This is a genomic window from Formosa sp. Hel3_A1_48 (assembly GCF_001735715.1).
In the GTDB taxonomy this organism is placed as follows: domain Bacteria; phylum Bacteroidota; class Bacteroidia; order Flavobacteriales; family Flavobacteriaceae; genus UBA3537.
This window is the reverse complement of the sequence record NZ_CP017259.1, coordinates 1,076,309-1,089,796: the sequence shown is the minus strand read 5'-3', so window position 1 is coordinate 1,089,796 and position 13,488 is coordinate 1,076,309. Positions and strand designations below refer to the sequence as shown.

The 13,488-nt window shown below is 38.0% G+C and carries 12 protein-coding genes; 7 read left to right on the top strand and 5 right to left on the bottom strand.

From position 1 onward, the window contains the following. Window position 1 precedes the first annotated feature (1 nt). The 5 genes from rpmF (at window position 2) to FORMA_RS04915 (ending at window position 4,469) form a co-directional block, all read left to right on the top strand. Window positions 2-205 carry a 50S ribosomal protein L32 gene (gene rpmF / locus FORMA_RS09200; RefSeq protein WP_083236561.1) on the top strand — a complete coding sequence of 68 codons (204 nt, stop codon included), beginning with the start codon at window positions 2-4 and terminating at the stop codon, window positions 203-205. A gap of 165 nt (window positions 206-370) precedes the next feature. Further along, entirely contained in the window at window positions 371-1,378 is a 1,008-nt protein-coding gene (locus FORMA_RS04930; RefSeq protein WP_069674608.1) for a beta-ketoacyl-ACP synthase III, read from the top strand. A 17-nt stretch (window positions 1,379-1,395) separates the two neighbouring features. Continuing rightward, on the top strand, window positions 1,396-1,878 hold the full coding sequence (accB, locus tag FORMA_RS04925; RefSeq protein ID WP_069674607.1) for an acetyl-CoA carboxylase biotin carboxyl carrier protein: 483 nt from the start codon (window positions 1,396-1,398) through the stop codon (window positions 1,876-1,878). A 67-nt stretch (window positions 1,879-1,945) separates the two neighbouring features. Continuing rightward, window positions 1,946-3,292: an acetyl-CoA carboxylase biotin carboxylase subunit gene (gene accC / locus FORMA_RS04920; protein WP_069674606.1), complete on the top strand. Its 1,347-nt coding sequence runs from the start codon at window positions 1,946-1,948 to the stop codon at window positions 3,290-3,292. Window positions 3,293-3,353: 61 nt separating this feature from the next. Next, the gene (locus FORMA_RS04915) at window positions 3,354-4,469 is read left to right on the top strand and encodes an NAD(P)/FAD-dependent oxidoreductase (protein WP_069674605.1); all 1,116 of its coding nucleotides are present in this window, start codon (window positions 3,354-3,356) and stop codon (window positions 4,467-4,469) included. Between the two features lie 47 nt (window positions 4,470-4,516). Here the strand turns inward: FORMA_RS04915 and FORMA_RS04910 are convergent, their stop codons facing one another. Together FORMA_RS04910 and FORMA_RS04905 are read right to left on the bottom strand one after the other, a co-directional pair. Next, window positions 4,517-4,717 carry a dodecin family protein gene (locus FORMA_RS04910; protein ID WP_069674604.1) on the bottom strand — a complete coding sequence of 67 codons (201 nt, stop codon included), beginning with the start codon at window positions 4,715-4,717 and terminating at the stop codon, window positions 4,517-4,519. A 60-nt stretch (window positions 4,718-4,777) separates the two neighbouring features. Then, entirely contained in the window at window positions 4,778-5,677 is a 900-nt protein-coding gene (locus FORMA_RS04905) for a NifU family protein (RefSeq protein WP_069674603.1), read from the bottom strand. A gap of 136 nt (window positions 5,678-5,813) precedes the next feature. Here FORMA_RS04905 and FORMA_RS04900 point away from each other — a divergent pair, with 136 nt between their 5' ends. Together FORMA_RS04900 and FORMA_RS04895 are read left to right on the top strand one after the other, a co-directional pair. Beyond that, window positions 5,814-9,734, top strand: coding sequence for a choice-of-anchor L domain-containing protein (locus tag FORMA_RS04900; RefSeq protein WP_157506031.1), 3,921 nt, complete (start codon window positions 5,814-5,816; stop codon window positions 9,732-9,734). A gap of 7 nt (window positions 9,735-9,741) precedes the next feature. Continuing rightward, the gene (locus tag FORMA_RS04895) at window positions 9,742-10,746 is read left to right on the top strand and encodes a PorP/SprF family type IX secretion system membrane protein (RefSeq protein ID WP_157506030.1); all 1,005 of its coding nucleotides are present in this window, start codon (window positions 9,742-9,744) and stop codon (window positions 10,744-10,746) included. 3 nt (window positions 10,747-10,749) lie between these two features. Here the strand turns inward: FORMA_RS04895 and murI are convergent, their stop codons facing one another. The 3 genes from murI to FORMA_RS04880 all read right to left on the bottom strand — a co-directional run bounded on the left by murI (window position 10,750) and on the right by FORMA_RS04880 (window position 13,332). Next, on the bottom strand, window positions 10,750-11,529 hold the full coding sequence (gene murI, locus FORMA_RS04890) for a glutamate racemase (RefSeq protein ID WP_069674600.1): 780 nt from the start codon (window positions 11,527-11,529) through the stop codon (window positions 10,750-10,752). 65 nt (window positions 11,530-11,594) lie between these two features. Continuing rightward, entirely contained in the window at window positions 11,595-12,104 is a 510-nt protein-coding gene (locus FORMA_RS04885) for an OmpH family outer membrane protein (protein WP_069674599.1), read from the bottom strand. 22 nt (window positions 12,105-12,126) lie between these two features. Continuing rightward, the gene (locus FORMA_RS04880; protein WP_069674598.1) at window positions 12,127-13,332 is read right to left on the bottom strand and encodes an OmpH family outer membrane protein; all 1,206 of its coding nucleotides are present in this window, start codon (window positions 13,330-13,332) and stop codon (window positions 12,127-12,129) included. Window positions 13,333-13,488 lie beyond the last annotated feature (156 nt).

Here is a 13,488-nt window from a genome sequence, read left to right as displayed (position 1 = left end):
AATGGCACATCCTAAAAGAAAAATCTCCAAAACAAGAAGAGATAAAAGGCGTACCCATTACAAGGCATCTACGCCACAGATAGCGACATGCCCAACAACTGGTGAAGCACACTTATACCACAGAGCACATTGGCACGAGGGGAAGTTATATTATAGAGGACAAGTCCTTATCGATAACACCGCTGGTGAAGAAAATGTGGCATAAAGCACAAACGTATTCTAATAAAAAAAACGCTCATTGAGCGTTTTTTTTTAATTTTAAAAATTTACAATTTTTGCTTCATTTTGAACAAAAAGCAGTATTTTTGAAGCGTTTTTTAATGTTTTTGAGCACTTTTTCGTCAAAACCTATGAATTTAATAAAACACATATGAGCAAAATCTCAGCAGCAATTACAGCTGTAGGTGCCTACGTTCCTGAATTTGTACTCACCAATGCTATGTTAGAAAATATGGTAGAGACAAACGACGAGTGGATTACCACAAGAACAGGAATTAAAGAACGAAGAATACTCAAAGCTGAGGGCAAGGGGACATCTTTTTTAGCTATTAAAGCTGCTCAGAATTTGATTCAGAAAGCCAGTCTAGACCCCGCCACAATTGATTTGGTTATCGTAGCTACGGCAACACCAGACATGAAGGCGGCCTCCACGGCCTCTTATACTTCTACACAAATTGGCGCAACAAACGCTTTTTCTTATGATATGGATTCTGCATGTTCTAGTTTTCTTTTTGGAATGTCAACTGCAGCGAGTTACATAGAGTCGGGGCGCTATAAAAAAATACTCCTTATCGGAGCAGATAAAATGTCTTCAATTGTTAACTACAAAGACCGTGCGACTTGTATCATTTTTGGCGATGGTGCTGGTGCAGTTTTGTTCGAGCCAAATGAAGAAAATCTAGGTTTGCAGGACGAATATCTTAGGACAGACGGCTCAGGCCGATCGTTTCTCCAAGCCACATATGGCGGGTCTTCTCATCCAATAACTCATGATGTTTTAGACAATGGAGGACACTATGCTTTTCAAGAAGGGAGAACAGTTTTTAAAAATGCTGTTTCCAACATGGCCGGCGCAGCAGTTAAAATATTGGAACGCAATAAGCTTACGAAAGATCATGTGCAGTGGTTGGCAGCTCACCAAGCCAACAAACGCATCATCGATGCTACTGCAAACAGAATGGGATTGGAGGATGATAAAGTAATGCTCAATATTGAAAAATATGGAAACACAACCTCAGCAACACTTCCATTACTTATTAATGACTATGAAGATCAACTGAAAAAAGGGGATAACATAATATTTGCTGCTTTTGGAGGCGGATTCAGTTGGGGCGCCATTTATCTTAAATGGGCCTACACAAAAACAAAAACTAACTAATACTAAATACTATAATTATGGATTTAAAAGAAATTCAAAATTTAATCAAATTTGTTGCTAAGTCTGGAGCAAGCGAGGTAAAGCTTGAAATGGATGATGTAAAAATCACAATCCGTACAGGCAAAGAGTCAGACACAAAACAAGTTCAGCAAGTGACTGTTCCTGTTCAAATGCCGACAGCACCAGTTGCGCAAGCACCAGTAGCTGCTCCGGCCACTGCTGAAACTCCGAAAGCTGAAACTGCTGCTGAAGATGAAAAGTACATCACTATTAAATCTCCAATCATTGGTACATTCTACAGAAGACCTTCACCAGACAAACCTATTTTCGCAGAAGTTGGTCAATCTATTGCTGAAGGCGATGTGTTATGTATTATTGAAGCGATGAAGCTCTTCAATGAAATTGAATCTGAAATATCAGGTAAAATTGTCAAAATACTTGTCGACGACGCTTCACCTGTGGAATTTGATCAGCCTTTATTTTTGGTAGACCCTTCTTAATTTGAATTCTAAAAGTAATGAGAATTTACTTTAAAAGAAGAAATTAACGTTTTAAAATCAACAAGATATGTTTAAAAAAATATTAGTCGCAAACCGAGGAGAAATTGCGCTAAGGGTCATCAGAACTTGTAAAGAAATGGGCATCCAAACTGTAGCAGTTTATTCTACAGCAGATGCAGAAAGTTTACACGTCAAATTTGCAGACGAAGCTGTTTGTATTGGTCCTGCCTTAAGTAGTGAATCATATTTAAAGGTAGCTAATATCATCGCTGCAGCAGAAATCACAAATGCAGATGCAATCCATCCTGGATATGGCTTCTTATCAGAAAATGCACGTTTTTCTAAAATATGTGAAGAGCACGGTATAAAATTTATTGGTGCATCGCCCGAAATGATTGACCGCATGGGTGACAAAGCCAATGCAAAAGCCACTATGAAAGCTGCAGGTGTACCATGTGTCCCCGGGAGTGAAGGTGTAATAGAGACGTTCAGTGAATGTAAAAAAACAGCTAAGAAAACGGGCTATCCAGTGATGCTTAAAGCTTCTGCTGGAGGTGGCGGAAAAGGAATGCGAGCAGTTTGGAAAGAAGAAGATCTAAAAGATGCTTGGGATTCTGCACGACAAGAATCAAAAGCTGCTTTTGGAAATGATGACATGTATATGGAAAAACTCATTGAAGAACCAAGACATATTGAAATCCAAATTATTGGAGATTCAAACGGAAAAGCTTGTCATTTATCAGAAAGAGATTGCTCTATTCAAAGACGTCATCAGAAACTGACAGAGGAAGTTCCTTCTCCATTTATGACGGATGCTTTGAGAAAAAAAATGGGTGAGGCTGCTGTAAAAGCTGCTGAATTCATTAAGTATGAAGGTGCGGGTACAGTAGAGTTTTTGGTGGACAAACACAGAAACTTCTACTTTATGGAGATGAATACTAGAATTCAAGTAGAGCACCCTATTACTGAGCAGGTTATTGATTTTGACCTTATTAGAGAGCAAATTTTGGTTGCTTCTGGAGTAGCTATTTCAGGTAAAGATTATTTCCCCAATTTACATTCAATCGAATGCCGAATCAATGCCGAAGATCCATTTAATGACTTTAGACCCTCACCTGGAAAAATCACCACATTACATTCTCCAGGAGGCCATGGTGTTCGTCTGGATACCCACGTATATGCGGGTTATATTATCCCCCCGAATTACGATTCAATGATTGCTAAACTCATCACCACGGCTCAAACTCGTGAGGAAGCCATATTCAAAATGAAAAGAGCTTTAGACGAATTTGTGATTGAAGGCATAAAAACAACAATTCCTTTCCACAGACAACTGATGGATCATCCAGATTATATTGCGGGTAATTATACTACAAAATTCATGGAAGATTTTGTCATCGAATCACCTAACTAACTCCTTTTATAAACTCCGAATATTTTCGGAGTTTTTTTATGAAAACCACTAACTTTAGACCATGAATTTATCCTATTGGGAACAAAAAGAATGGTTAAGTAACATTGACTTTACAATTGTAGGGAGTGGTATTGTGGGTTTGTGCACAGCGGTATTTCTGAAACAGCGTTTTCCAAACTCAAAAATAGTAGTTTTGGAACGAGGAATTCTTCCTCAAGGAGCAAGTACAAAAAATGCAGGCTTCGCATGCTTCGGAAGCTTGAGTGAGCTTATTGATGATATGGAAGCACATTCGACAGATGAGGTGCTTGAATTATTGAAGAAGCGAGTTGAAGGGCTTAAGTTGCTTAGACAATTGTTAGGGGACGATCAAATCGGGTATCAAGCACATGGAGGCTATGAACTATTTCTAAAAAAAGATTTAGAGCTTTATAATTCTTGCATTGATCAAATGAACGCTATTAATTCGATGTTGACACCTGTTTTCAAGGAGAACGTTTTTTTACTTTATACTAACAAATTTAACTTCAATGGGGTTCTTCCAAATTACCTATATAATAAATTTGAAGGCCAAATTGATACCGGTAAAATGATGCAGTCTTTGCTTCTTAAAGCACAAAGTTTAGGGGTTTTGATTTTAAATGGAGTAAACGTCGATTCGTTTCAGGAGGCAAATAATACAGTTCACATAAAAACCAATCAATTTGAATTTGAGTCTTCTCAAATGGTGATTGCAACTAATGGATTTTCAAACAAACTACTCGAGCTAGATTTAAAGCCTGCCCGCGCACAGGTATTGGTTACAAAGCCCATTGACGCACTTCATATAAAAGGGACTTTCCACTTCGATCGAGGCTATTATTACTTTAGAAACATCAATAATAGAATTCTTTTTGGGGGTGGTCGAAATTTGGATTTTGCTAATGAGACGACAACGGCTATGGCAACAACGTCTTTAATTCAATCTGACCTGGAGACGATCTTAAAAACTATTATTTTACCAAATACAAAGATAGAAATTGAGCAGAAGTGGTCGGGCATAATGGGGATAGGACATCATAAAACACCCATCGTCCGTCAATACTCTAACCGGGTTTTTATAGGGGTGCGTATGGGTGGTATGGGCATTGCCCTTGGGGCTGCAGTTGCTAAAGCAATAGCTAATTTAGTTCCATAAGAAAAGCCGCTCTTTAAAAGCAGCTTTTCTTGTACTTTTAAAAAAAGTTAATTCACTTCAAAAGTTATTTTTAAATTGACCCTAAATTCGTCAACATCGCCGTTATTGACGGTGGCACTTTGATCTTGTACATAGACAGACCGTATGTTTTTAACAGTTTTTGAAGCGTGTTGAATTGCTTTTTTTGTGGCGTCTTCCCAACTCTTGTTGGAATTAGATAATACTTCGATAACTTTAAGAATTCCCATAATAATAGATTTTAGGTTAAGAATGATTCAGAATATAAATATAAAAAAATATTTCAGAATCTATCCGTTCAAAGCGATAACCGAACTGATTTTATCACCCATCATTTCTTTAAGAATTGCTTCAATGCCATTTTTCAACGTAAATGTCGAAGAAGGGCACCCGCTACATGCTCCTTGTAGAACCACTCGTACTGTTTTACTGTCTGCAGCATAGGAATCAAACATAATATTTCCCCCATCGCTTGCGACTGCGGGTTTCACATGCTGCTCAAGGATGTTTATTATTTCTTTGGAGATATCATCTAATTTTTCGTAGGCTTTGTCCAGTTGTTCAGTTGTTTTTTCAAGTTCTTCTGTTGCTGAGCTGAGAATCATTTGTTTTCCTTGCTCAATATAAGTTTTAATAAAAGTCCGAAGCTCAAGAGTGATGTCCTCCCATTCTATTACATCAAATTTTGTTATTGACACAAAGTTTTTTTCTAAAAAGACAGACTTTACAAATGGAAACTGAAATAAAGCGGTTGCAAATGGTGAGTGCTTTGCCTCTTCAATTGAACCAAATTCAAATGACGAATTGACTAAATTTTTATTAGCTACAAATTTCAATACCGCTGGATTTGGTGTGCTTTCAGCATAGATGGTAACTGGACTCTTTTTTGATTTTTCTTCAATTACTACAATACCATCATTGTTGAGGTAATCTTGTATTTGCGTTGCCACCTCGTTCTGTACATCACTCCAGGCTACGATGTCATAGCGTTCTATAGCAACAAAATTACCCGATATGTAAACTTTTTTGACAAAAGGCAGATAAAACAATTGTTGTGCTAAGGGGGAGTTTTTGGCTTCATCTATATTGGCATATTCAAAGCTATCGTATTGAACAAGGAATGTGTTAGCTTCGAATTTTAATATTTTTGGATTGCTCGTTTCTTGAGGCGTAATGTCAATGGCATTCATGGCATTTTTTTTGCAAAGATACTAAAGAATTCTATTGCGGTTCTGTAATTTAACTTATCATAACAACACATAGTGTAGTCATTTGGAATTCAATATTAAAAACAAATTAATATATTTGGATAATACGTAAATTATTGTGAAGGTATTTACCCCCATTTTTTTATTGACTTTAGTATGCAGTTTTTCTGTCCTCGCTCAGGAAATTAACATGCAAGATGGTGCTATAAATCAATGTACCGGGACTCTTTATGATTCTGGCGGGGTTAGTGCTAATTACGCAAACAGTGAGGACATAACGCTGACTATCTGCGCTGAAAATCCTGGTGATGCAGTTCAATTAGATTTTACTTTTTTTGATACTCAAAATGGCGCGGATATTCTAACTATCTATAATGGCGATGACAATACTGCCTCAATCTTAGGGAACTATTCTGGCACCAACACACCAGGGCAAGTCATTGCTACAAACACTTCTGGTTGTCTCACACTAACTTTTCAAAGTAATGGCTCTATAGGTGCAGGAGGTTTTGCAGCAACAATTAGTTGTGCAACTCCTTGTCAAGATATTGAAGCAATTATTGCCGCAACAGACCCACCTACAGGTTTGGGAGGGAACTTAGTAATTAATCAAGGAGACTCAGTAAATTTTACAGGAGATGCTACCTTTTCATTAGATGGAACCGGTGCAACTTATGATTGGGATTTTGGAGATGGTTCAGTTGATTCTGGACAGAATGTAAGTCACAATTTCTTCACGATTGGAACATTTACGGTCACGCTTAATGTAACGGATACTAACCCAACGGGATGCTCAGATTCGACTACTATTGTGGTTCAAGTCCTTGGACCTTATTTGTTGGTTGACCAATCCACGTATACAGTTGAAGAGTTAGTTCAGGATATATTAGTCAACAGCGCTTGTGCTGAAATTTCAAATATTGAATTTTCAACAGGGACTAATTTTGAATCAACAAATGGAATTGGTTATTTTTCTGGGAATGGCGTATCATTTCCTTTTACTGAGGGAATTTTGCTAACGACAGGAGATGCTTCTGAAGCTGAAGGACCAGAAGCGACCACTCTTTCATCTGGATCATCTAATTGGCCCGGTGATACAGACTTAGAAAATGTTATTCCTGACCTTAGCCCTGGCACAAGTAATAATGCAACTTATATAAAATTTGATTTTGTTCCTTTGGCTAATTCCATCAGTTTCAATTTTGTTTTTGCCTCTGAAGAATATGGCACATATCAGTGTGAATATACAGATGCCTTTGCATTTCTCTTAACGAACAATGATACTGGTCAAACAACCAATCTAGCATTAGTTCCAGAGACTACTGATCCAATTTCTGTACTTAGTGTTCGCAATGGGGCATATAACCAAGACTGCCAATCTTCTAATGAAGAGTTTTTCGCTGCTTATTATGGTGGTGGAGGGTTACCTGCAACTGATAGTCCGATTGATTTTATTGGCCATTCCGTTAGTATGACTGCACAATCTCAAGTAACTCCCAATACAAGTTATACAATAAAGCTTGTTATAGCAGATGCAATTGATACCTCGTGGGATGCTGCTGTATTTTTGGAAGCAGGGAGTTTTGATTTAGGGGGAGATCTTGGAGACGATATCACTATCGAAAGCGGTACAGCATTGTGCTTAGGGGATTCTCTTACTTTAGACACTCAATTTCCAGATGCTCAGCATACATGGTATCTTAACGAAGTCGAAATCGAAGGGGAAAACTTATCAACGCTTGAAGTCAGTCTTGCTGGCTCCTATTCTGTTGATATTTCTTTTGGTGCAGATTGTGTCGCCTCAGACTCAGTACTCGTTGAATATAAGCTTTCACCAAGTATTGAAGCTATTTCTGATTTGACTGCCTGCAATTCGGCAAACCCCACATTCGATCTTTCTGATAACAATACACTTATTTTAGGCACCCAAGACCCACTAGATTACAATATTACTTATCATAACACACCTGAGGATGCTCAAAATGATCTTGCGCCCATTTTAACATTCACCAATTATACGCCAATTTCTAATCTCGAATTGATATACGTCCGAATAGAAGACGCTTTGACGGGGAGCTGTTTTATAACAAGTTCATTTAATCTGATTCTTATAGATAGTCCGCCAATTTCTGATGTTGGTGATTTAGTTTTATGTGACGATGTGACCAATGATGGAATTGAAGAATTTAATCTAGAAGCACAAAATACAGATATTTTAGGCACTTTAAATTCTGACAATTATAATGTAACTTACTATACCACTTATGAAGATGCAACTTTATCTGAAAACTCTTTACCTAATATTTACAGCTCTGTATCCGATCAAGCCATATACGTAAGAATTGATACTGTGGATGATGAAAATTGTTTTAGTGTCAGTCCTGATCCTTTGTTTTATTTGATTGTAACTAATAAAGCTACTGCCGCAGCGCCACAAGATTTTTTTGAATGTGATTCTAGCGGTACAGGCGCATTGGAGGCCACATTTGATTTAGAACAACAAACGGCAACTATTTTAGGGGCTCTTCAGGATCCATCAACGTTTACAGTAACCTATCATTCTGACCCTACAGATGCAGAATCGGGGGATAGTCCTCTTGTTAGTCCATTGACTATAACTTCAACAACGATCTATGTTCGAGTTGAAGAGGATGGGTTGCCTGATTGTTATGAAACTACTCAATTTGATATTACTGTGTATCCTAATCCAGAGGTCACAGACCAGAGTGCCACTGTTTGTAGCGCATCGACTGTAGGTCTTACTTTGGCTGATGATGTAGACGGACCATCTGTGGTGAGTTATGATCTTACGTCAATTACACCAGAGGCAGGATTAGCAGCAGATGCTTCAAACGCGGTGTTGGGCACAAATTTAGCTTCAGATGCCATTGCATCGGATGTATGGACCAACACTACAGCTACACCATTGGATGTGGTTTATAGTTTTACGCCAGTATCATCGGACAATTGTACAGGCGCAGCCTTTACAGTCACTGTCACGGTCAATCCTTTACCAGTTCCAGCCCCAGCATTTATTGACTCTAAATGTGATGATGATACCGATGGTTTACAGACCTTTGATATGAGTGGAGTAGCTGCTCAGGTGATAGGGGCGCAGACGGATATGGTGGTGAGCTACCACCTTACACTAACAGATGCAGAGAACAACACAGCTGCCTTGGGGGATAACATCACCACAACGACACCAAACCTGCAAACGATCCACATACGATTGGAGAACACACTTACCAATTGTTATGCGACCAGTACCATAGATTTGGTGGTTGATCCTTTGCCTGAGATCGATTTGGAGGGCAATTATGTGATTTGTTCTGATGCTACAGGGGGCGGATTAGATTATGTTGTTGTTGATCCAGGGCTTTCACCAGCGACTTACAATTTTATATGGCGAGACGAACTTGGAGATGTACTCAGTACTGATTCAACCTACACGGTTGATCAGGGTGGTATTTACAGCTTAGAGGTCAGTTTTGCTTCAACAGCGGCAGGCTGCTCAGCACCTTTAGAGATTTTCACGGTTAGTGAGAGTGGAGCCCCAGCAGTAGCGGTAGATGTGGTGACTGAGGCTTTTGCAGACACACATGTGGTTGTCGCTACAGCTGTTGGGACAGGGATTTACGAGTTTAGTTTGGATCAGGGTCCATGGTTAGACAGCGGAACATTTATAGGGGTAGACCCCGGTGATCATACGGTTTACGTACGGGATGTGAATGGTTGTGGTGTAACAGCAACGATGATTTATATTGTAGATTATCCAAAATATTTCACACCCAATGGCGATGGCTACCACGACACGTGGAATATTAGCAGTTTAAGGTATCAAGCTAACGCAAAAATTTATATATTTGACAGGTACGGAAAATTGCTTAAGCAAATCACCCCTGCAGGTGAAGGATGGGACGGCACATACAATGGCCAGCAGATGCCAACTTCAGACTATTGGTTTTCGTTAGAATACCATACTGAAGGCCAAAACGACCTTAAGCAATTTAAAGCACATTTTACTTTGAAAAGATAAAATTAAAATGAAATTAACCAATAAAATTACATTCCTGCTTGTCTTGTGTTTTTCAATTCATGAACTTCAAGCTCAAGAAGGATTACCAATATATTCAGATTACTTGACTGATAATTACTATTTGATTCACCCATCGATGGCTGGGGTAGCTAATTGTAATAAAGTTCGATTGACCGCCAGACAACAATGGTTTGGACAGGAAAACGCGCCAAGTTTACAAACATTAAGTATTAATGGGCGAATTGGGGATTCTCAATCTGGAGTTGGTGCTATTGTTTTTAATGATCAAAATGGATATCATTCTCAAACAGGAGCCTATTTTACTTATGCACATCATTTAATGTTTTCTAGAAACACAATCGACTTAAATATGCTCTCGTTTGGCCTCAGCGCTGGAATGATTCAGTATAAGTTAGACGAGACTGCTTTTATTGAGTTTGACCCCATTATTGGAGGTATAGAACAAAGCGCTACAGACTTTAATGTGGACTTTGGATTTTCATACCATTTTATTAATTTTTATGCGCACGCGACGATCAAAAATCTTCTTAAAAATGAAGGTGTTAATATTAACGAGCAAGGCGTCAGTTATGATAATCTGACAACATACCTTTTTTCTGCAGGAAATGTATTTTCAAAATTTGGAAGTGATTGGAGTTTTGAACCATCTATTTTGTTTTCGTACAAAGACGCTACTGAAGAATCATTTTTTGATGCAAATTTTAAAGCTTACAGAGATTTTGATTTTGGTTCTATCTACGCGGGAGTATCATACAGAAGGAGTTTTGATGGAGCAGAATACATCAACGGAAACACGGTCAGCAGTCAAAAGCTTCAATACTTTACACCGCTTATTGGTATTGAATACAACAACTTTATGTTTGCCTACACCTATTCTTATCAGGCCAATTCGATTGTTCTTGACAATGGAGGGTACCATCAGTTGACACTAGGGTTCAATTTTGGATGCCGTAAAGAAAAGTATGACTGTAACTGTCCAAGTGTGAATTAGATTTTAATCTAATTTTTTAATAGTCCTTTTTTCCAAATTCATCAAATTAGCCATTACGCCAGTCGATCCATTTGTGAAGAATGAATAATTCACACTCTGCTGACTAGAATTCAAAAGATTATATTTTTCAAGTATTGCTTTGGTTTGTTTTGCAACTGCAGGGCCAGATTCTATTATCGTAATGCCCTCAGGCAGTAATTTTTTGAGGACAGGTATTAAAAAATGATAGTGTGTACACCCCAATACCAAATTATCTATTTTGGCTTCTAGCATTGGCTTTAAATAGGCTTTGAGTAACTGCTCCATCTCCTCAGAAAATAGCGCACCAGCTTCAATAAGCTCTACAATACCATTGCCTTCTTGCTCAACGACGTTTAAGTTTGAAGTGTATCGCTTAGACGTTTCGTGAAAAAGTGTGCTGCTCAAGGTCCCTTTTGTGGCTAAGATTCCTATGGCATTTGTCTTCGTTTTAAACGCAGCTGGTTTTATGGCAGGTTCTATTCCTATAAATGGGACTTTATACTGTGCTCTCAAGTGTGAAATTGCATTAGTAGTTGCTGTATTACAAGCAACAACAATAGCCTTTGCGCCTTTTTTTAGGAGTAATTCTGTGTTAATTTTTGAGCGGATTAGAATTGCCCCTTCTCCTTTTGTGCCATAGGGGGCATATTTTGCATCGGAGATGTAAACTGTAGATTCATCAGGCAATAATGTTGTTATTTCTTTCCAAATAGAAAGCCCTCCAGCGCCAGAATCAAAAAGACCTATAGGGTTTGAACTCATATATGTACAAAAATAAAAAAGCTGCTCACATAGGAGCAGCTTTTTAGAAGTATTTTTTAGACTTATTAGAACCCTAATTCAGTTCGTACGTCTGTTAACAAGTCTTTTCCGTTCGCCATAATAACTCCCTGGCCTTGTGAAGAATCTAGCACATAGTCAAACCCTTGTGCATTACCAACTTTAAGAATAGCATTTTTTGCTTTTTCAGTTATAGGCCTTAGAAGGTCTAATTCCTTTTTTTGCAAGTCTTGTTGGGCTTGAGCTTGGTACTGACGAATACTTTGTTCCATGCTTTGGACCTCTTGTAAACGCTTACCGTTCTCTTCATCTGTTTTTGTGGAAGATTCAGCGTCGTACTGCGTAATTTTATTTTGAAGTTCAGTAGCCATTGCTTGAATGTCAGTTTCGTAGGTCTTAGCTAATTTTTCAAGTTCAGATTTTGCACTTTTCATGTCAGGCATAGACTCTACCAATTCTTGTGTATTGATATGTGCAACTTTAGATTGCGCTTGAAGAGTAAGACTAGCTGATAGGATAAGGGTTGCTGCTAATAGTAGACTTTTTAAATGTTTCATTGTTTTTAGTTATAATTTAATTTTACTTTTTATTGTTTTTAATGCTGTCGCGTTTACGTTTTTGCGCTTCTAATTTTGCTTTGCGCTCGGCTAAAATACGCTTTTTCTTTTCTTCTAAAGCTTTTTTTCTTGCTTCTCTATCGCTGAGGGTTTTATTTGCTTTTTCATTGCTTTTAGTGTCTTTCTTTTCGTCACTAGTAGTTTCATCTTTGGTAGTTGCGTCTTCTTCCCCCGCCTTTTTACGCTCTATTTTGTCGCGTGCTTTTTCTCTTTTTTCTTTGGCTTTGCGCTTTTTTTCTTCAATTTCTTTTTCGCGTGCCTCGCGTTTGTCTTCAAGTTCTGCTTTTCGTTTGGCTAAAGCTTCAGCTCGCTTGGCGTTGCGTTCATCAAGTAACTGTTGGCGCTTATCTACAGCAGAATCAACGTCATTGCTATTTTCTTTGTCCTGACTTGATTCACTTTCTTGTTTTGAATTTCTATTTTGCTTTTTAGTGCGTGCACTTTCTCTCTTTTCCTTAGCTATACGCTTTTTTTCTTCAATTTCTTTTTTGCGCGCCTCGCGCTTTGCATCTAGTTCTGCTTTTCGTTTAGCTAGGGTTTCAGCGCGTTTAGCATTTCGTTCGTCAATTAACCTTTGCCGCTCATCTTTATCAGAATCGACCTCTACAATATTGTCTTCTTCTTCAGCAGCTTTACGTTCTTTTTTACTTTTTATCTGTTCGCGTTTAGCAGTCCTGTTGATAGTGCGCAGTACTTGCTCGCTAATATCATAACGATCTGCAGAGTACAGCATGACGACATCAGCAGATTTGTCAAAAATAAAATCATATTTTTTGCTTGTGGCAATTTCTTGAACCGCTGCAAATATTTGGTCTTGAATGGGTTGAATCAATTGTTTTTTCTGAATCATCAAATCTCCATTTGGGCCAAATCGCTTTTGTTGGTAATCAATGATTTCATTTTCTATAATTTGGAGTTCTTCTTCACGCTCAACGATGAGCTCATTGGTAAGTAAGACGCGCTCGTTATTGAGTTGTATTTTTTGAGTTTCTAGTTCTGCAAGTCGTTGTTCAACTTCTATTTTCCATTGCTGAACCTTAGCTTCTAATTGATTTTGGGCATTTTGATATTCATTAACATTTTCTAAGATATACTCAGTATCGATATAACCAATCCGGACTCCGCGCAGAACAAGAAAAACAAAAAGGCAAGGTAAGAAACAATACAACTGCTAAAGTTCTCATTTGGTTTGAAGCGAATATGTTTATTTTAAGATACTTCATATTGTATGAATTTCGTTGTTCTGACTTAAGTTATCAAATTAACGAAATTAATTTCAATTTATTTTAATTCATTAACATTCAGCAGTTTTGCGCTACCAATA